The organism is Ginsengibacter sp. (assembly GCF_057362405.1).
In genome coordinates, this window is sequence record NZ_JBMQQG010000273.1 from 13,638 (window position 1) to 35,224 (window position 21,587).

The 21,587-nt window shown below is 39.2% G+C and carries 11 protein-coding genes; 3 read left to right on the plus strand and 8 right to left on the minus strand.

The annotated features are described in order from the left end of the window. Window positions 1-17 precede the first annotated feature (17 nt). Genes ACO1O5_RS22610 through ACO1O5_RS22620 form a run of 3 tightly spaced genes read left to right on the plus strand, consistent with a single transcriptional unit; the run spans window position 18 to window position 1,982 of the window. A complete protein-coding gene (locus ACO1O5_RS22610) occupies window positions 18-416 on the plus strand; it encodes a putative quinol monooxygenase (RefSeq protein ID WP_486274355.1) in 399 nt (132 codons plus the stop codon). Window positions 417-455: 39 nt separating this feature from the next. Then, window positions 456-1,442, plus strand: a complete 987-nt coding sequence (locus ACO1O5_RS22615; RefSeq protein ID WP_486274357.1) for an aldo/keto reductase — start codon at window positions 456-458, stop codon at window positions 1,440-1,442. Between the two features lie 51 nt (window positions 1,443-1,493). Next, window positions 1,494-1,982: a nuclear transport factor 2 family protein gene (locus tag ACO1O5_RS22620; protein ID WP_486274359.1), complete on the plus strand. Its 489-nt coding sequence runs from the start codon at window positions 1,494-1,496 to the stop codon at window positions 1,980-1,982. A gap of 386 nt (window positions 1,983-2,368) precedes the next feature. On the opposite strand, the gene ACO1O5_RS22625 is transcribed toward ACO1O5_RS22620, so the two are convergent. The 8 genes from ACO1O5_RS22625 to ACO1O5_RS22660 all read right to left on the minus strand — a co-directional run bounded on the left by ACO1O5_RS22625 (window position 2,369) and on the right by ACO1O5_RS22660 (window position 21,460). After that, the gene (locus ACO1O5_RS22625) at window positions 2,369-4,753 is read right to left on the minus strand and encodes an ABC transporter permease (RefSeq protein ID WP_486274361.1); all 2,385 of its coding nucleotides are present in this window, start codon (window positions 4,751-4,753) and stop codon (window positions 2,369-2,371) included. A 67-nt stretch (window positions 4,754-4,820) separates the two neighbouring features. Continuing rightward, on the minus strand, window positions 4,821-7,244 hold the full coding sequence (locus tag ACO1O5_RS22630) for an ABC transporter permease (RefSeq protein ID WP_486274363.1): 2,424 nt from the start codon (window positions 7,242-7,244) through the stop codon (window positions 4,821-4,823). Window positions 7,245-7,289: 45 nt separating this feature from the next. Next, window positions 7,290-9,737 carry an ABC transporter permease gene (locus ACO1O5_RS22635; RefSeq protein ID WP_486274365.1) on the minus strand — a complete coding sequence of 816 codons (2,448 nt, stop codon included), beginning with the start codon at window positions 9,735-9,737 and terminating at the stop codon, window positions 7,290-7,292. 77 nt (window positions 9,738-9,814) lie between these two features. Then, a complete protein-coding gene (locus ACO1O5_RS22640; protein WP_486274367.1) occupies window positions 9,815-12,214 on the minus strand; it encodes an ABC transporter permease in 2,400 nt (799 codons plus the stop codon). A 44-nt stretch (window positions 12,215-12,258) separates the two neighbouring features. Then, entirely contained in the window at window positions 12,259-14,646 is a 2,388-nt protein-coding gene (locus ACO1O5_RS22645) for an ABC transporter permease (RefSeq protein ID WP_486274369.1), read from the minus strand. Between the two features lie 114 nt (window positions 14,647-14,760). Continuing rightward, complete coding sequence (locus ACO1O5_RS22650) at window positions 14,761-17,133, minus strand: ABC transporter permease (protein ID WP_486274370.1); 2,373 nt, start codon at window positions 17,131-17,133, stop codon at window positions 14,761-14,763. A gap of 11 nt (window positions 17,134-17,144) precedes the next feature. Next, the gene (locus ACO1O5_RS22655) at window positions 17,145-19,577 is read right to left on the minus strand and encodes an ABC transporter permease (RefSeq protein WP_486274371.1); all 2,433 of its coding nucleotides are present in this window, start codon (window positions 19,575-19,577) and stop codon (window positions 17,145-17,147) included. Window positions 19,578-19,879: 302 nt separating this feature from the next. Further along, window positions 19,880-21,460, minus strand: a complete 1,581-nt coding sequence (locus ACO1O5_RS22660; RefSeq protein ID WP_486274373.1) for a M81 family metallopeptidase — start codon at window positions 21,458-21,460, stop codon at window positions 19,880-19,882. Between the last annotated feature and the right edge of the window lie 127 nt (window positions 21,461-21,587).

The following is a 21,587-nucleotide window of genomic DNA, read 5'->3' on the forward strand; positions in this document are numbered from 1 at the left end:
TCTTTAAATAAAAAAAGATGAAGATTCAACGGGTCTCTTTACGCCTTGTTTTTACGATAAGTATAATAACATTTGCGTTCTGCAGCAACACCTATGCACAGGGGAAAAATCAAATGGTGCGGCTGGCAAAGCTCGTTATTGATTCAGTTCAACTCGAAAATTATAAAGCCATGCTAAAAGAGGAAATTGAAACTTCTGTGCGTGTGGAACCAGGGGTTCTAACCTTATATGCAGTGTCTGAAAAAGACCGGCCTACCCGCATTACGATTTTAGAAATTTATGCAGATACCGCGGCATACAACGCACATTTACAAACAACTCATTTCATAAAATACAAGACAGGCACTAAGAATATGGTTAAGTCTCTTGAGCTGATTGCGACCGATCCCCTTGTACCTGGTATGAAAATAAAATAATAAATCAATAGTAAATCTCAAAAAATTAAAAATATAATCATGCAAAAAAGAAAGTTAGGAAACCAGGGTCTCGAAGTTTCAGCAATCGGTTTAGGCTGTATGGGAATAAGCTTTTCTTATTATCCATTTCCGGAAAAAAAAGATGCTATCAATCTCTTACAAAAAGCAGTTGAATTTGGTGTGAATTTTTTTGATACTGCTGAAGTGTATGGTCCTTACACCAACGAAGAAATTGTAGGCGAAGCATTGGCACCGCTTCGGGATAAAGTTGTCATCGCTACAAAATTTGGTTTTAATATCCGGGATGGAAAAATGATTGGTGTAAACAGCCATCCTGACCAGATAAGAAAAACCGTTGAAGGTTCACTTAAAAGATTAAAGGTTGATGTAATTGATTTGTTATATCAGCATCGTGTTGACCCGAATGTACCGATTGAAGATGTTGCAGGTACAGTGAAAGATTTAATTAAAGAAGGCAAAGCAAAATATTTTGGCTTGTCTGAAGCAGGTACAGAAACAATTCGCAAAGCGCATGCTGTGCAACCTGTATCCGCATTGCAAAGCGAATATTCTTTATGGACTCGTCAGCATGAAAAAGAAATCATTCCAACCATTGAAGAGTTAGGAATAGGTTTGGTTGCGTTTAGTCCATTAGGCAAAGGTTTTCTTGCAGGAAAGATAGATGAGCATACTAAATTCCAGGAAGGTGATATTCGCAGCATTCTTCCCCGCTACACAGAGGAAGCACGTAAAGCAAACCAGGAATTGCTGGATTTAATTCAGGAATTTGCGACAACAAAAAATGCAACACCTGCACAAATTGCTTTGGCATGGGTGCTCGCTCAAAAGCCATGGATTGTTCCTATTCCCGGAACAACAAAATTACTTCGCTTACAGGAAAACATTGGCGCAGCTTCCATTGAATTAACACAAAAGGAACTTCAGCAAATTGAAACAGCTTCTGCTAATATTAAAATAATGGGAACAAGATATACTGAGGCAATGGAAAAGTCAACGGGATTGTAACGGAATTACCTTGTTCTCAAAATAAAATTTTCACTTATAAATACATAACAAATGAAAACAACAATTCTCGGACTGTTTCTATTAATAATGGGTGCGCAATCGTCCTTCGCACAGCAGCCGCCAACGGAAACAATTAAAACTTCCACCAATAACACACCTGAACAACAGGAAATCATCAATCTTTCAAAACAAAAATGGGATTGGATGGCAGACAAAAATGTAGATTCTTTAAATATACTGTTTGATGATAAAGCTATGTTTATTCACATGGGAGGAACCTGGGGTAAAACACAGGAATTGGCTACTATTAAAAGTGGTGGTATCTGGTATAAGCAAGCCGAAGTGTACGCGGTTATAGTGAACGTCATTGATAACACCGCGATTTTGTTGAATGATATCGACCTCGTGGCAGTAGTTGGCGGACATGAAGTGACTAACCCATTTATGGTTACCGAAGTATACATCAAAGAAAACGGCCAATGGAAGATGGGCTCACTAACGTTCTCGCATTTGCTTAGGACAGTTAAGATGAAGCAATAGTATCAATAGCCCGCAAACATAATAAAGGAAACTTAGCATTGCTATTATATGAAAAACGCAATTTTTCTCTTAATATTAATTGTGTATTTGTTTCGTACAAATAATACAAAAGCAATAACGAAATTATACAGAGGAATGTAAGCAGAACATTGGTAGCACTTGAATCGCAGAAACCCTATCTGCAAATTCATAAAGCAACTGCGCAGCAAATGTTATACGAATTGGAAGCGTGACTTTTATTACCCGAACTTCGTTTATGCGTCCGGGTTACACCGATTGCGATCAAGAGGTTCGGTCTCTGAAATGTAAACTCTCGCCGGGGCGTATTTATTCGCCCTGGAAATTTAGTCGAAGCCCCTTAGTAGCCCCTGGAGCGATTAAGGAGGCTATTCCGTTCTCAAACTCTTAACTGGGTTTGCCACAGCTGCTTTGATTGCCTGGAAGCTGATAGTAACCAGGGCTACAAAAACAACCATTAAAGTGGCTCCTAAAAACATCCAAAGGTTTATCTCAATGCGATATGGATAGTTCTGTAACCATTTATTTGCAGCCATATAAACTAATGGTGTTGCAATTATCAATGCCAATACAACCAGTTTCATAAAGTCAATTGACAGTGTGGTAATGATTTGTCGCACCGATGCCCCGAGTATTTTGCGTATGCCAATTTCTTTTGTTCTTTTTTCAGCCGATAAAACGGATAAACCAAACAAACCAATGCAGGAAATAAAAATGGTTAGTATAGCGCCGAATAAAATAACCTGTTTCCACTTGTCAACATCAGCATACTGCATCCTGTTTTCATCATTTTTAAATATATAAGCATAAGAACTCATGGGATAAAACTGCTGAAATATTTTTTGTATCCATTGTAAACTTGCAGTGGCGGTGTTGGGTTTTATTTTGATATAATAAGTTCCATACGAGCCGTTCATGGTAAATAATTGCGGTGTTATTTTTTTGGTTAATGATGCAAAATGATAATCTTTTACCACACCAATTACATGATATGTTTGATTGCTGCTTCCCAACATGTTTATGGTTTCTCCAACCGGATTTTTCCAGTTTGCCTTTTTTACAAAACTTTCATTCACGATAACAGATTGTAAAGAATCAGCAGGAAATGCCGTTGAAAAATTTCTTCCGGCTACCAATGGGATTTTCAATAGAGGTAAATAATTTTCATCAACAATTTCATTGGTAAAATATATAGTAGACCCAACCGGATTTTTTGTACCCGTGCCCCATTCACCGGCATTCTTTACACTAACGCCAACTATGTTTGGATTCTGTAGCAATTCATTTTTAAAAACAGCAACATCGGCATGCGTGAGATTGCTTTTGTTTACGACAACAAGGTTATTATCATCGTATCCCAAATTTGTTTTGGTTAAGAAATTAAACTGGGCATAAATAATAAATGTGGCAATAATTAAAAACGATGCAAGTGTGAACTGCAATACCACTAACGATTTTTGCAGGTAATTTTTTCCTGCTACCTGGAAACGGCCATATAAAGTTTGCACAGGATTGTAGCCCGACAAAACCAACGCAGGATAAAAGCCGGCAAGCAATGTTGTAATGAGGTACAAAATGATATAACCTGCAATCAATTTTGCATCAAACAAATATGAAATTGATAAAGCTTTATTGGCAAGATTATTAAATAAAGGCAACAACAACTGAGCTAACATGATGGCAAACCCAAACGCAATAGTGCATAAAATAAATGATTCGCCGAGAAACTGCATGATGAGTTGCTTTCTTTCGCCGCCAATCACTTTACGAATACCAACTTCTTTGGCTCTTCTAACGGAACGTGCAATAGTAAGATTCACAAAATTGATACACGCAATCAATAGCACAAATAGTGCGATGCCGGAAAGGATATAGGAATACATTGGGTTACTTGAATTATTTGCACTGGTGGTAGCAGGCAAATCAGGATCCAGGTGCATATCAAGGTACGGTTGCAAAAAATAGGTGCCCATAAGAATTTCATCAGGCTTCCCTCCATCATTTTTCAACATTTCATAAAAGGTCTGTTTCGCATCTGCGATATAAAAACGTTGCATTTGGTTTTCTACCGTTTTCAGGTTGGCTTTACTATTCAACACTACAAATGTGTTTAAGAAAGAATTGAACCAGTTGTGTGTGTCCTTTGCATCTGCGTCAGATTCTTTAAAAGGCAGGAGCACATCAAACCTTATAGAAGAATTTTGAGGGCAACGTTTTGCAACAGCCGTTACTTTATAAGGAACAAATGTGCTGTCTTCTTTTATCATCATTATTTTACCCACAGCATCCGTTGTGCCGAATTGTTTCTTCGCTGCATCTTCACTCAGCACAATTGAATGAGGTTCTGCTAAACAAGTTCCGGGATTGCCGCTCAGCAACGGAAAAGTAAATACTGAAAAGAAATTCGAATCGACATGCAACACACTTTGCGATTGAATAGCCGCCCCGGTCTTTATATCTTCATTGCGGTTATCTACACGCACAAAAGATTTTATGCCAGGAACATTTTGGGTAAACCGTGGTCCCTGCAAAAGACCGGTGGCGGGCATTTTATTTTCTTTTCGCTGCGATACAATGCGGTAAATGTTGTTTACATTTTTATGAAACCTGTCAAAGCTCACCTCATCTTTTACATACAACATAATCAACATGGCGCAAGCCAAACCAAGGCTTAACCCTGCAATGTTGATGAAAGAATAAATCTTGTTGCGTGCAAGATTTCTGAATGCGGTTTTGAAATAATTTTTAAACATAAAATTTGTTTTGAACTAATAGCCCTGCCTGCAGGCAGGTGTTGGCCATTAGCTACCAGCTGAATTTTTATTCCGTTCTCAAACTCTTTACCGGGTTTGCCACTGCTGCTTTTATTGCCTGGAAACTAACGGTTATCAACGCAATCAATAAAGCAAGAATACCTGCTATAGCAAATACCCACCAACTGATAGTAACCCGGTATGCAAAACCTTGTAACCATTTATTCATTGCCCACCAGGCAAGGGGAAATGCAATTACAGCAGAAATAATAACCAGTTTCAAGAAATCGGTCGATAACATAGCTGCAATATTGCTTACGGAAGCGCCTAACACTTTTCTTATGCCTATTTCCCTTATGCGTTGTTCAGCAGCATAAGTCACGAGCCCAAACAAACCCAGGCAGGCAATTAAAATGGCAAGCACCGCAAACGTTATAAAAACATTGGCGGTGCGTTGCTCAGTGGTATATAATTTATTAAAGTCATCATCCATAAACGAATAATCAAATGGATGAGACGGAGCAATTGCTTTCCACTTACTTTTTATTTGTGCAACTGTGTTGGGAATATCAGTTGAGTTGATACGGACAGAAATGTTTCCATTATCTTTTCCAAGGAATAAGGCGAGTGGTGTAACCACATCACGTAACGAACTGAAGTTGAAATTTTTTACGATACCTATGATATGGTAGTCAATCATTTGCTTTGATTGAATATCTCTTAGTGTGTAGAATTTTTTATTCAATAAATTCTTTGTAGCCAGAAACTTTGCAGCGGCTTCGTTTATGATGATGCCTGTTGAATCCGTAAGAAATTGCTGTGAAAAATTTCTTCCCTCTGCTATTTTTAAGCCAAGTGTTGGAATGTAATTTTCATCAACTGTCCAGGCTTGCACGTTTATCCCCGTCGTTGGATCAAGCGTTGGTGAAGTGAAGTAAGTACTGCTGTTTCTACCGTAATTAACAGGAAGATAACCACTCAAGGTTGCACTTTGCACTCCCCTTATCTGCGACAACTCATTTTTAAACGCTTGTGCCTGGCTGCCTAATGTGTTGGCATGATTTATAATAACAACCTGGTTGCGGTTAAAGCCAATATCTTTATTATGAATATAATTAAGCTGGTTATAAATAACGACCGTTCCGAAAATAAGTACGATGGAAATTACAAATTGAAATACCACCAGCGAGTTGCGCAGCCATGACCTTTTGAAACCCTTAGCCAGCTTACCTTTAAGCACATCGATAGGTTGAAAAGATGATAAGAAGAATGCAGGATAGCTGCCTGCTAGCAAACCAACAATCAGCATAAGCACAATTAACGACAATACCATGTTTGGCTGTAACAAAGCAGCCGCATTAATTTCCTTTCCCGCAAGCTGGTTAAAATAAGGAAGTAACAACCATGCCATTAAAATGGCTACTAACAGTGCAACAAAGCTGATTAAAAAAGATTCGGTTAAAAACTGTTGAATAAGATTTGCCCTGAGTGAGCCCAACACTTTTCTTACACCCACTTCCTTTGCACGATTAGAAGAACGTGCCGTGGAAAGATTCATAAAGTTTACGCACGCGATTAATAAAATCATCAATGCAATGCCCGAAAAAATATAAACATATTCGGCATTACCGTTGCCTTCAAACTCTCCCTGTTTGTTTGAATGCAAATGAATGGCTGTTAAAGGGGTAAGACTTGCACGTACATAACCGCCTCCCTTCTTAAAATCGTTTAAGCTTATGTTCACTACGCTTTGCAATTGCGGACCAACATGCTTATCCATAAAAGAATTCAATTGCCCTTCCAACTGCCTTACATCTGCGTTTTTCTTTAAAAGAATATATGTGGTGTAGTTTTCACTCAACCAGTTTTCTTCGTTACTACCGCCGTTTTCCACCATCGGCACAAAAAAGTCAAAATGAAAATGTGATTGCTTCGGAATGTCTTTTATAACAGCGGTAATCTTATAATTTGAAGTATCATTCATCAGCATGGTTTTGCCAACCACATCTGTGCTGTTGAAATATTTCCTGGCGATTGTTTCAGTAATCACCAAAGAATGATAATCTTTCAAGGCAGTTGTAGCATTGCCGGCAATTACAGGCAGCGTAAACACATCAAACAAAGTTGAATCAGCATAAGCTACCCTTGGTTCCTGTATGTTTTCATCTCCCTTTTTTACAAGAAAGCTTCCGTGCCAGTTCATGCGGACATACTGTTGCACCTGCGGCATTTCACGCAGCATCGTCGGGCCCATCACTGCAGGCGCCTGTGCAAGGTCTAAATAATTGCCATTAAATTTTATCTCGTTGTTTACACGGTAAATTCTGCCTGCATTGGCATTGTATTTATCGTAGCTTAATTCATCAACTACATACAAAAAAATAAGCAGGCAGGTGGCAAGGCCCGCAGCCAGCCCAACGATATTGATCAAAGTATAAAACTTGTTTTTCAGCAGATTTCTGAAAGCAGTTTTGAAATAGTTTTTAAACATATATTTTCGTTTTAAGCCAAAAGCTATTTGCTGTTTGGTAATAAATCATTCCGTTCTCAAACTTGTCACCGGGTTTGCCAGGGCAGCTTTTACAGACTGAACACCTATCGTTATCAATGCAATTAAAAGTGTTATCAAGCCAGCACCAACAAACATCCACCATTCAGGACTTATATGATATGCAAAGTTTTGAAGCCACTGGTACAACACTATATAAGCAACAGGCCATGCAACCAGGTTAGCAATCAATATCCAGAAAACAAATTGTCGCGAAATGATTGCAGCTACATCTGCAACACTTGCACCCAATACTTTTCTAATGCCAATTTCTTTTTTGCGTTGTTCTGCAACAAACATTGCAAGACCTAAAAGTCCAAGGCAGGCTATCAACACACTCAGTGCTGATAATAAGGTTGAAAGTGCACTCACCTTTTTTTCGTTGCTGTTTAAATTATCAATAGTTTCAGTAAGAAAATTAAGGTTGCTTTTTTCAAATGAATGCATGCGATTCCATGTGCTTTCAATATAGGTACGAACATCATTTGCATTATTTTTTCCATTGTATTTAATGGTAATATAGGTAGCTGCCTGCTGAACTTTGCTCAGCTGCAACACGAGTGGCTTTACAAGCTGGTGAAGTGATTCAAAATTGAAATCTTTTGTTACACCAATAATGCGATAAACTTTAGGCACGGAATTGCTGGAAGTCATGGTAATGCGATGACCAATTATGGATTTTACATTTGGTGCAAAATCTTTAGCTGCCGTTTCGTTAATAACTGCAGCGCTGCTGTCTGTGGGCATTGATGCATCAAAAAAGCGGCCTTCTTTCATCTGTATCCCTAATGTTGGAACAAAATATTCATCTACATCAAGAAAAGCAGTATAAACAGGATTAGCGTTCGTTTGATTTTCATAAGTGTAAGCAGATTCCGGAACACCCGCTGCAAATATGAGTGATGAGTTGGTAACAGAGGTAATTGCCGGATTCTTCATCAACTCCTGCCTGAATGCCTGCAGTTTATTACCGAGGGAAGTGCCGTTGGTGATAGTAATTAATTGCTGTGATTTAATACCAAGGTCTTTATGCTGCATAAAATTGAGCTGGCTTCTTATCGCCATCATTCCAATGATGAGGGCAATGCTTATAGCAAACTGGCTTACTACAAGTATACTGCGAAGCGATGCCTTACTTTTTCGTTTTAATCCTTTTAAGGTTTCTACAGGTTGAAAAGCAGAAAGAAAAATTGCGGGATAACTCCCTGCAAGTATCCCAACAATAAAAGTGAACATAAGCAGCAACACAATTGTATAAGGACCCTCGAAAAACTTAAGTTCTATTGTTTTACCTGTAAGCTGATTAAACCACGGCAATGTTATTTCTACTATAATAACAGCAACAACTACAGCAATGGCGGTGGTTAAAATTGCTTCTGCAAAATATTGTATCATCAATTGCCACCTGCTTGATCCCAGTGTTTTGCGAATACCTGTTTCTTTTGCACGTTTTTCGCTTCTTGCAGTTGCAATATTCATAAAATTGAAAACGGCTATTAGCAATACAAACAAAGCCGTTGCAATAAAGATGCGTAGATACAAAATATTGCCTATGCGTGACTGAGCCCATTCAGTATTAGGATCAATACCGTAATTTTCTTTTGAATAAAGGTGAATGCTTGTTAATGGTTGTAACTTTATTTCAAAAGCATTTCCGCTTGCACTCAAATTGTCGTGATGTCCATTGAGAAGTTTTTCAATCTGCGGGCCCGCGTCTTTATCAACGATAGGTTTCAGTTTTTGTTCAACTGCCTTCGCATCAGCGCCTTTTTTTAGCAATACAAAATTGGAATAGAATAATGCAAGCCAGTTCGCATCATCTCTTCCATGAATTGTACTCATAGAAAGAAACATATCAGCATTAAAATGAGAATTTTCAGGGAAATCCTTCATTACTGCTGATACAATAAATGATGCAGTATCATCGACCATTATTTGCTTACCAACAGGATCTTCATCACCAAAATATTTTTTTGCGGTAGATTCCGTGATCACCAGATGCTGTGGCATTGATAATGCAGTAGCGGCATTGCCTTTTAGTAGTTGATGATTAAATACCTTGAAGTAATTAGAGTCTGCTGTGTATACACTATGTTCGCGAAAAGTTTTGTCTTTGTAGCGCATATTGTAAGATCCCTCATAGCCTATTGAGGTGGCTGCTTCAACTTCGGGCAACTGTGTTCTCAGCACCAGCGCTGCCGCCGGACTGCTTTTAGCGCTATTAGACGCTGCGCCATTTAAATTGATATAAGTATATAACCTGTAAATGCGATTGGCATTTGCATAATAATTATCATACCCAAACTCACTGTGCACATACAAGTACAACATGATTGCGCATGCAACACCTATCGCAAGACCTCCAATATTTATAAACGAGATGCGTGGATTACGCACCAGGTTCCTCCATGCGATTTTGAAATAATTTTTCAACATAAAATTGATTTATGACTTCTAATTTATGGTGTATATTTTCCTTTTAAATTTCCAGATCATCAAATTTTCAACTTGAACTATTCCGTTCTCAAGCTCTTCACCGGGTTCGCCACCGCAGCTTTTATTGCCTGGAAGCTTATCGTAACAAATGCAATCAGCATCGCTATTAAAACTGCTGCCAGAAATATCCACCAGCTTATATCGATCCTATAGGCGTAATCCTGCAACCATTTATGAACGCTGAACCATGAAAGGGGCAACGCGATGAGTGCAGCTATTAATACATATTTCAAAAAGTCTTTTGAAAGCATCAGCACAAGATTTTGCAACGATGCGCCCATTACTTTCCTGATGCCTACTTCTTTTGTTCTTCGTTCAGCGGCATATGACGCCAGCCCGAACAAGCCCAAACAGGAAATGATAATAGCCAGTATAGCCAGTGTTCCAACAATGGTACTTATTTGCGAATCGGAGCGATAGAGCTCATTGAAATGATCATCGAGAAACTGGTAATCGAGAGGTGTATCAGCACAATCTTTCTTCCACACCGATTCGATAAATGCAACAGCATCTTGTTGCCTGTCACCATTTATTTTTACAGACATATCACCGTACCCCCAATCCTTCTGGTTAAACATGAACATCGTTTCAATTTTATTGTGCAATGAATTAAAATTGAAATCTCTTGCGATGCCCACTATTCGTCCCAGCGAATCAAAACCAAATTGTTTATCCAATAATGAGGTTATACCGGCTTTCGATGAATCTTCTTTTAATAATTCTTGTGCCAGCGTTTCATTAATAATGTATTCCTTACCGTTAGCGGCTGCTTCCGATGAAAAATTCTTTCCTGCTACTAACGGTATTTTATAAAGATTGAGGTAATCGGGATCAACGATCAAACGGGTAGTGCTAAGGCGGCGCAAAGGACCATTGCCTTTAAATTGTATACCCGATTGGTCGAGGTGACTGCCCAGGATATCTTGTGATGCTGTAACACCTTTTACCAAAGTGTTCTGCATCAGATCTTTTTTAAGAATTTCATACTTCTTCGAAGTACCATTCTGCAACTTCACATTCACAACCTGTTCGTGATCAAAACCGGTGGGCCGGTTCTTCATATAGTATAGTTGCTTAATGGCAAACGTTGTGGCAATCATAAGAAAAATTGCACATGCAAACTGGCCCACCACCAACACATTTCGTAACATGCTTTTATTTCTGCCTGTTTGAACAGAACCTTTCAACACTTTTACCGGGCTAAACGATGACAAATAAATAGCAGGATATATGCCTGTAACAATGCCGAGAAATACGGCACCAAGGATAAGAGAAAGTAAAAGTTTCCAATTACTGAATAATGAGAAGGAGAGTTCACGCTGACTTAAATGATTCACCGCCGGTAAAAAAATAATTACGAGTATAGCAGCAATCATCATCGCAATAAATGAAAGAACAATCGATTCACTGATAAACTGTAAAGCTAATTGCCATCGGTAAGCGCCTATTGATTTTCTAACGCCCACTTCCCTAGCCCTTTCGGCAGAGCGGGCTGTAGACAAGTTCATGAAATTGATGCAGGCAATTAATAAAACTATCAGGGCGATAATAAAGAAAAGATTGGTATAACTCTCATCGAATTGCTGGTAGTTAAATCTGTCAAGCCCGATATCCGTTGCACCTCCATGCACTTTTTTCAGCGGCAGCAGGAACAATTCATAGCGCTTCCAGTTATCATCTTGCATGTGTCTTTTAAGATAATCCGGGAACTTTTTTTCCAGCGATGCGATATTGGTACCGGGAGCAAGTTCCAGGTAGGTATTCAGCCAATTGCTACCCCAGTTATTCATCCAGTCAGGACTGGCAATTGTACTAAATGGTATGATTGCATCAAATTGCAGTTGAGAATTTTGAGGAACATTATCTAGTACGCCGGTTACCAAAAGTGTGGTTGTATCATGGTCATAATTCACCAGCACTTTACCAACAGGATCTTCTTTTCCAAAAAACATTTCTGCCGTTGCCTTTGTCAACACAATACTATTTTTACTATTCAAAACAGATTTCCTGTCGCCACTTAGCAATTTAAAATCGAACATGTTAAGGAAGGTGGAATCAACAAAGCATATTCTTTTAATAAAGACTTTTTTATCGCCATGGAATAAGGGAGTATTGTCAGATGCACTGATCCGGGTGTAATTGACTATTTGAGCGAAGTCCGCTTTGAGCGTAGGTGCCATGGGAAACATGCTCAAGGCAACCTTCTGAGCGGCTACCATACCTTCAAACTTTTGCACTTCGTTCAGGCGGTAAATATTTTTCTTATTAAAATTGTCAAAGCTCCTTTCGTAAGAAACAAATAGCAGGATGATGATGCAGGCTGCTATGCCAACAGCAAGTCCTGTTATATTGATGGCAGAATAGATTTTATTCTTCCAAAGATTTCGCCAGGCGGTTTTAAAATAATTTTTAAACATATATTTTATTTTAGCGTATAATGGTTTACGTTACCTGATAGTACTTATTCCGTTCTCAAACTCTTCACCGGGCTTGCCATTGCCGCTTTTATTGATTGAAAGCTTACTGTTACTAATGTAATTAACAATGCCCCAACACCCGCAGCAACAAAAATCCACCATGACAATGTTGTGCGATAACTATAATTCTGTAGCCAGTTATGCATAAAATAATAAGAGAGCGGCATAGCAATTAAAAAGGATATAGCTACGAGTTTTACAAAATCTTTCGACAAGAGATTCCATAAGTTAAATACTGAAGCGCCTAAAACTTTTCTTACACCAATTTCTTTTTTGCGCTGTTCGGCAACAAAAGATGTTAATCCAAATAAACCCAAACAGGAAATAATAATAGCCAATATTGCAAATATGTTAGCGAGTTTACCAATGCGTTCTTCGTTATCAAATTTTTTGGCATATTCTTCATCCGTAAAATGATATTCGAACGGATCACCTGTATCATATTTTTTAAAAATTGTCCTGATTGCGCTTATTGCATTTTTGGCACTGGCGGTGTGACTTAATTTAACAAGCAAAAAATTTCCCCGGCCTGTTGCTAATGTATAAATAGTTGGAGCCGGTTCAAGGTAAGGAGATTCCATCACCATATCATTTATTACGCCGATTATCGTAAGTGGCTGATCAAACCAGGTAACCTTGGTACCTGCAGGATGTTTTAATTGCATGTAGTGAGCGGCCGTTTCATTCAAAATAACGGCGGAAGTATCTGTTATAAAGTCTTTTGAAAAGTCGCGTCCCTCTTTAATTTGCCAGTTAATTGTTTTACCATAGTCAACGGAAGCATTTATAAATTTAAAGTCAATTGAAAGATTCGGGTCTTTACCCGGCCAGCTAAACCCACTCGTGCTGCCATAAACGCCTGTAAGGGGACTTTGTGATTCGGCAACGGATGTTATCATTCCGGTTTGCATTAATTCATCTTTCACTGCGTTAAAATGAACATGAATAGATGAATCCATCGTTGGGATGCTCACAAGATTTTCGCGCGAATAACCAACAGGCCTGTTCTTTGCAAATTGTATTTGCTGATAAACAATTATGGTTGCTATAATTAACGTAACCGAAACCGTAAATTGCAATACTACCAACACTTTACGGGGAACGGCCGCATATTTTCCGGCTTTGAATGTCCCTTTCAAAGCGCTTACCGGTTTAAATGATGATAAATAAAACGCGGGGTAGCTTCCGGAAATTAATGCAGTGACAATTATGAATGCCAGGCAAATTAACCAGAAAGAAATATTACGCCATGGCAGCGAAATTTGTTTATCGGCAATAAGGTTAAATAATGAAAGCGAAAGCTGGTCAATTAAAATAGCCAATGCAAAAGCAAATGCAACCGTTAATAATGATTCACTGAAAAATTGTATTGTTATTTGTTTGCGTAACGAACCCACGGTTTTACGAATGCCCACTTCTTTTGCACGCTTCTCACTTTTTGCGGTGCTTAAATTCATAAAATTGATACAGGCAAGCAATAAAACAAATACGCCAATAATTCCAAACATCCAAACATATTGAATGGCGCCGCCAACATTTACTCCGTTTTTAAACTTACTGTATAAATGCCACTTCTTCATTGGGTCAAGAAAAAGTAAAGGCTTTTTTTTCTGCAATTGCGGATTTATTTTTTTTAGTTTAGCATCTCTAATTCTTGCATTTACAGCATTTATATCAGCGTTGTCATTTAGCTGAACAAACAATGTTGTAAAGTTGGGTCGCCAAGGGTCCTCCATATTTTTCAGATAGCCATTTGCGGTGTACCAAAAGTTCCAGCTTCCAATAAAATTCAGGTTGGCGAATGTTGAGTTCTGCGAAAAATCTTTATAAACACCTGCAACTTTTACGGGGGGCATTTGATCAATCTTAATAAGTTTATTTATTGCATCATTATCCGATCCAAAATATGCCCTTGCAGAAGAAGCAGAAATTAAAACAGACGACGGATCATTTAATGCACTGCGGTTTCCCTGCAACATGTCAAGCGTAAACATTTCAGGCATTGACTTTTCAAAAAAACCTCCTGTCTGTTTTAATTTTTTATCACCGACGGTTAAGAAATGATCACCCCAATCAACAGCCATCACGATGTACTTAAAATCGCTGCCATAGTTGGTTCGCAGCTCGTCGGCAAGCGGATAAGGAACGCTTCGCCATGTTTGCACTTCGCCATTGTTGGTTACGTTTTGAATAACCTGTGCAATGTGATCATAATTTTTAAAATTTTTATCAAAAGAAACCTCATCATATATCCATAATCCTATCATTACCGCTACTGCCATGCCGATGGACAGGCCGGTAATATTTATCAATGCGTGCATTTTATCTTTAATAAGATTTCTCCACGCGGTTTTGAAATAATTTCTAATCATAATGCCTCCTTCTTATTCCTCTTTTGGAGGAATGATTTAAAGTTTTATATCATTGAACATCATCCATATTCAGAAGCCTCTAAAGGCCCTCTTTTGGAGGAGTTTGGGGAGGCTTTACTCCGTTCTTAGACTTTTTGCCGGGTTTGCTATTGCCGCTTTTATTGCCTGGAAACTTACCGTGGCAATCGCTATTATTATGGATAATAAACCTGTTCCTGCAAACACCCACCATTCTATATTTATCCGGTAACTATAAGTTTGCAGCCACCTGTTCATGGCCCACCATGCTACTGGTGATGCAATGATGAGCGAGATGATGACGAGCTTAAGAAAATCTTTGGATAATAGCGCTGCGATATTTGCGACTGATGCTCCCAGCACTTTGCGTACGCCAATTTCCTTTATACGATTTTCGGCCATGTAAGTTGCGAGGCCGAATAGACCGAGACAGGATATAAAAATAGTAAGCGCTGCAAACAAGGCGGATAGTTTTCCCGTGCGTTGTTCTTCGTCAAATTTTTGAGCATACGATTCATTTACAAAAAAATATTCAAACGGGTATTGCGGGTTATATTTTTTAAATATTTTTTCCACTTTGCCAAGATTTGCTGCTGTGGAATGCGCCGGATTGAGCTTAAAATGAATAACCTGCAACCATCTCAACGGTCCCTGGATCATCATTGGATTAATCTTTTCATAAGGGGATTCTAAAATAAGATCTTTTATTACACCTACTACATGCCATTCAAATATGCCATCATCATCTTTTATTACCTGGCCAACAGGATTTTTTAAACGCATCGCTTTCACGGCTGTTTCGTTAAGCAGTACGGCGGTTGTATCTGTTGGATAATTATTGACATCGATATCACGTCCTGCTATCAGCTTAGCTCCCATTGTTTTTATAAAATCAGCATCTGAAGCAAGCGTTACAAAATTCATTTTCTTATCAGCTTCTGTACTGCCCTGCCATGAATAACCCCATCCCTCGCTCCATTGCTGCGTTATAGGGCTACCCGATTTAGTAACGGCAGTGACAGCACCACTGTTCAATAAATCTTGTTTAATAAGATCATAATGTTTATTTACATCACCCTGGTTAAAAGTATATACAAGATTATTTTTATCGTACCCTGAATTTCTTTCCTGTGCATATTGTATCTGGCGTTTAACAATAACAGTGCATATAATAAGCATAATAGCAAAGCTGAACTGCAATACCACTAATACTTTGCGTGGTGTTACCAAAGCATGCCCTGCTTTGAACGTACCCTTTAATGTTTTAACCGGTTTGAATGAAGAGAGATAAAACGCAGGATAGCTACCTGCTATAATGCCCGTGAACAAAATAAATATTGGCATAAAAAGCCAATAAAATGGATTGCTGAAATTAATGGACAGGTCCTTGCCAATTAATTGATTGAAGCCCCGGAGGCTAAACTGTACAATGATAACAGCCAGTATTCCTGCTATTAAAGAGAGCATAATACTTTCACCAATAAACTGCGCAACCAGTAAACCTTTCCGGGAGCCCACCACTTTTCTTATGCCTACTTCTTTGGCCCGCTTCTCACTGCGGGCTGTGCTTAAATTCATAAAATTGATGCAGGCAATAAGCAAAATAAAAACTGCGATAATCGTAAATAGCCTCACAATTGTTATGCGGCCATCAACCAGTTTTCCATTTTCTGATTTCGAATACAAATACAACCTGTTTAGCGGCTGGGTAAATACTTCTGTTGTAGATTTTTGGCCCTCGGTTATATGGTTGATGGTTATGTTTTTTACTTTGGCATTAAAAGCCACCTGTGATGTTCCCGGCTTTAGTAACACGTAAGTATTTACAGAATTGCGGCCCCACATCTCCTGGTCCCATCCCAATTTGGTGATAAAAGCCCAGGGTAACAGATATTCGAAATTAAATTGAGTATTGCCGGGCAAATCTTTTAGCACTCCTGATACTGTAAAATTTTCAGTAGTATCTATACGCACCGTTTTGCCCATTGCATCTTCATTGCCAAACAGTTTTTTAACAAGTTTTTCAGTAAGTATAATATTGTAATTGTTGTTCAGGCACCTATTTGGATTGCCCTTCAATAATGGAAAGTTAAACACAGAAAGAAAACCACTATCTGCAAAAGCGCCCCGAACATTCAAATGCTTATCGCCAACACTGGTTAAAAAAGTAACGTTTCTAAACCGTACAGCATCTTCCACTTCCGGGTAATCCTTTTTAAGCGCTGCTGCCATAGGGGTTGGTGTACTGTTCCATGTCTGCAGCCCGCCATCAAATTTATCGCGGTTATACATCATGTAAATCCTGTCTGTGTTTTTGAAGAACCGATCGTAGCTTATTTCATTTTGTATCCATAGCAAAATCAGTATGGCACTGGCCATGCCTACTGCAAGCCCCGATATATTAATAATCGAGAAAACTTTGTTGCGATAAAGATTGCGTAAAGCGATTTTGAAATAATTTTTTATCATAACTATACGCTTTATTCTGTTCTCAAACTTTTTACCGGGTTAGCAACCGCCGCTTTTATCGCCTGGAAACTAACCGTTAGTAAGGCAATCAGCAAAGCCGCGATGGCTGCAAGAATAAATACCCACCAGTGAATGTTTACCCGGTAAGCAAAGCCATGCAACCATTTATCCATGGCATACCAGGCCACCGGGAATGCAATGAACGATGCAATCATCACAAGTTTTAAAAAGTCTTTTGAAATAAGTGCAACGATACCTGGCACATGGGCGCCTAAAACTTTTCTAACCCCAATTTCTTTTACACGTTGTGAAATGGCAAAGGCAGAAAGACCGAATAAGCCTAGGCATGCAATGAAAATGGCAATGCATGCAAAGACCATAAAAATAGTCTCCTGCTTTTGCTCTGATGCATACAACTTGGAAAAGTTTTCATCTAAAAAAGTGTATTGAAAAGGCAGGTCAGGATTATATTTTTGCCAGGTATCCTGTATGGTTGCTAATGCTGATGAAACATTTTGCCCGGAAATTTTTATCGAGATGTTATTATAAAAACTGTTGTTACCTGATGTCGCCGGCATTATAAAAATCATGGGCTTAATTAACTGGTGAAGAGATTCGAAATGAAAATCTTTCACAACGCCGATAATGTGACCTTTAATAGAACCATATTTTAAATCTTTGCCAACAGCCTGTTCCGGCAATTTCCAACCAATTGCTTTTACGGCAGATTCATTGATTACAAAATTGGATGTGTCAGTTCTATAATCACGTGAAAAGTTTCTGCCTGCTGCCATTGAAATCCCATACGTTGGTATAAAATCATAGTCGGTTGCCACATACCTGATCTCAGCTTTTACGGGTACCATAGAGTCTGAACCGGGAGCAGAGGCACCCATATCATCCAGCAACCTTCCGGTAGGTATTCTTGAAGACCGCCCCACATCTTTAATGTTTGAATGCTGCAGTAAGGTGTTGCGGAAAGATTCATACTGATCATTCATTTGGCCGTTATAAGGAAGCGTAAGAAGGTGTTCTTTATCATATCCAAGCGATGCCTTTTGCACAAAACGCAATTGCTGAAATACAATGATGGTAGTGATGATGAGGATAATTGAAATGGCAAACTGGGTTACCACCAATACCTTACGAAAGCTGATGCTTCCACCGCCAACTTTGAATAATCCCTTTAATGTTTTCGCGGGCTGAAACGAGGACATGAAAAATGCAGGGTATAAACCCGATACGATTCCCACAACAAACGGCGCCAGGAACATTGGCACAAGTATCCGCCACCGCATTAAAATACTTACCGACAAATCCTGCGCTGATAATTTATTCAGGAATGGCAGCAAAATGTACAACAGGCCAAACGCGAATAAAATAGCGGCCGCGGTAATCAATACAGATTCGGCCAGGAATTGAACGATCAATTGCTTTTTCCTTGCGCCGACTACTTTTCTTATGCCAATTTCTTTGGCCCGCAAAGCAGAACGTGCGGTGGAGAGATTCATATAATTGATACATGCAATCAAGAGAATAAACAAAGCGATGGCGGAAAAAATATACACACGGTTGATGTCACCGTTAGGTTCTGCTTCATAATCGGTATGCGAGTACAAATGAATATCCGTAAGCTTTTGCAAGCCAAGGCTCGTAAGTTTTGAAGGTTGCGTGCCGCCATACTGGTCAGCCATATGGTTATTGAGAAAAGCAGGAAACCTGGCTTCCATGTTTTTGATATCGTAGTTTTTTGGAAGCTTTATATACGTAAAGAATGAATTGTTGCCCCAGTTGGTTCGCAAATTTTCTGCACCATACACAGCAGTATCGTTAAGCGTGTTAAACGAAACTAAAATGTTTGGATGAAGATGCGCATTCGGAGGAAAGGCTTTGTAAACACCTGTAACCTTCACATCAAATTGATTGTTGGCTCTAAGCACTTTGTTGATGGGATCTTCATCGCCGAAATATTTTTTTGCAGTTGCCTCCGTAAGCATAACCGAAAACGGGCCGGACAAAGCCGTCTTCGGATCACCTTCCAACACCTTTACCGTAAATATGTCAAACAAATTTTCATCAGCAAAATATACATCGGGCTCATTGATGAGTTTGTCTTTATACCGGAATGCTGTATTGCCGATGTCCTCAAGGCGGGTCATCTTTTGTATTTCAGGAAAATCAGTTGGAAAGTAATATCCAAAAGGTGGAGCAACCGTACTTAACTCAAGTGACTTATCGCCATTGCCATTATAAAAAGTTCGTGTGACACGATACACCTGGCCGGCGTCTTTGTTATAACGATCATAACTTAATTCATTCAAAATATAAGTGAGGATTAAGAGGCAGCAGGTTAATCCAACGGTTAATCCAAATAAATTGATGAAGGAAATAAACTTGTACTTCATCAAATTTCTCCATGCTGTTTTAAAGAAATTTTTAAGCATTGGCTTTCATTTAAGTGATTCTGTAAAATAATTATATAGGTACACCTCGCACAAATAGTGAACAACGTAGGTGCCAATATATAAACAGTTGCTTATTAGGTATTTAATCAGGCAGATATAAAAAATGTGTTCGATATCGAACACATGATTGTGCGCATGCGACACAATAAAAATTCAGTTGGTGATCACCTTGAATAATTCAGCTTTCCAATATTTTCATTTCTGATACACTTAAGAAATAAGAGGAAGCATTTGCAAAGCTTGTATATGTTAAATTCTTCAATCACAGATTCCGGTGAAGGTTACTTTTCCGTCGTATTCAAATGATCGGACAATGGTACCATTTTCGCAGTAAGATCGGGCTCCTTCATATTCTTATCAAAAGGAAACATGGGGCGTATAATTCTTTTATAGGGAAGTCTTTCGAGATTCTGATCAACACCACCGGGAGTAATAGCGAGTATCCAATCTGCTCTCATTGCATACAATTCCGGTTCGAGGTATCCGATTTTTACAACAACAATATCAGCTTTGCGGGGATAAAGACCAAGCCGGGTAAAATCAATTTCTTTATGGTAAGGCTTGCGTTTCTTCGTCACAATAACATGCACACTGCCCACTTTAACCACCGCTTCCACTTCAGCATCTTTATCGCCGTATTCTATTGACTCCACTGTTCCCGAAAGATGAACAGGTGGCGCAAACCTGGAATCAACGGCAGCTCCTGCAAAACCATCAACATGTTGGCCGACGCCTGCAGCTATTGCTTTTTCAACAAAATCAGCGCCCGGAATGGAAGCATAAATAAGTGAAGGGCCGTCCTCTTTGCTGAATGCGGGATTATTTAGTATTTCAGTTAATGTCCAGGTAACATCGCCGGCACCGCCTGCCGTGGGGTTATCGCCGGAATCGCTTATAAAAAATGGATGCACTTTACTTGCCAGCGCTTTCGTCAAGGCTTCCTGCAAAGAGCCTGAAGGAGCAACAAAAACAAAATCATTTCTTACCTCCCAGAACTTTTGCGCTAACTGCTCCGCAGTTCTTTTTACTTTTTCCATATCATCTCCCGTTACCATTACCACAGCGTGATTGCGGGGTTCATCGGCCCATGCATAGCCAATCCAGATAGCTGCGTCTACGATTCCCCGTTGTGACGCAGCGGGAGCTACCTCTGCGTACAAACTCTTTCCCGGTTCTATTCTCGTACTTGTTTTTTCGCCCGGCAATAAAATCGGGATGGGGATGTAGGCTTTATACCGGGGCTTGCCCTTTCCGGTTTCAATTCGCTCAAGTAAATTCTCCACGGCTCTTTGTTTGGATTGCATGGCATCTTCATGCGGCGCCATCCTGTAACAGGTAATAAGGTCCGTATTTTCGGCAAGGCGCCACGAGACATTTCCGTGCAAATCCATACAAGTAGAGATAATTGTTTTTGTGCCGATTACTTTTCGAATCCTTGTTATAAAATCTCCTTCGGGATCATCCAATCCAACTACACTCATAGCGCCGTGAATATCAAAAAATAATCCATCGTACGGAAGATTTTTTTTCAGCGAATCAAGGGTCTTACTCACCAGTGATTCGTATGCTTCACGGGTTACAATGCCGCCTGGTAACGCATGGCCGGTAAGGGTTGGTATCCAGGTGGCTCTTTTCAGCATGGGTGAATCTTTGGCAAAAAAAGGATACCCTGAAAGAACATCTTTTCCATAGTAAGCGTGAAACGCTGCTTCATCTGTTTGTGCCGGAGAAAATGTACTCGATTCTATGGCTATACCGGCAATGGCTATACGCGGAAGAGGTTTATTGTTCGGCATTTGCTTAGCAGCAATAGTAAACGTTGCAGGAAAAAAGAAACAAACAAAGAGCAGAGTACTTTTCATAAACGGAATTTTATTCGTAAGGATTGTTAACGATGATGTAGTTTCTCTACAAAGATTAAAGAACGCAACCTACAAATAACGAACCTGAAAAAAAATAAATGTTTCAATTCTGCGTACGAGTGATAGA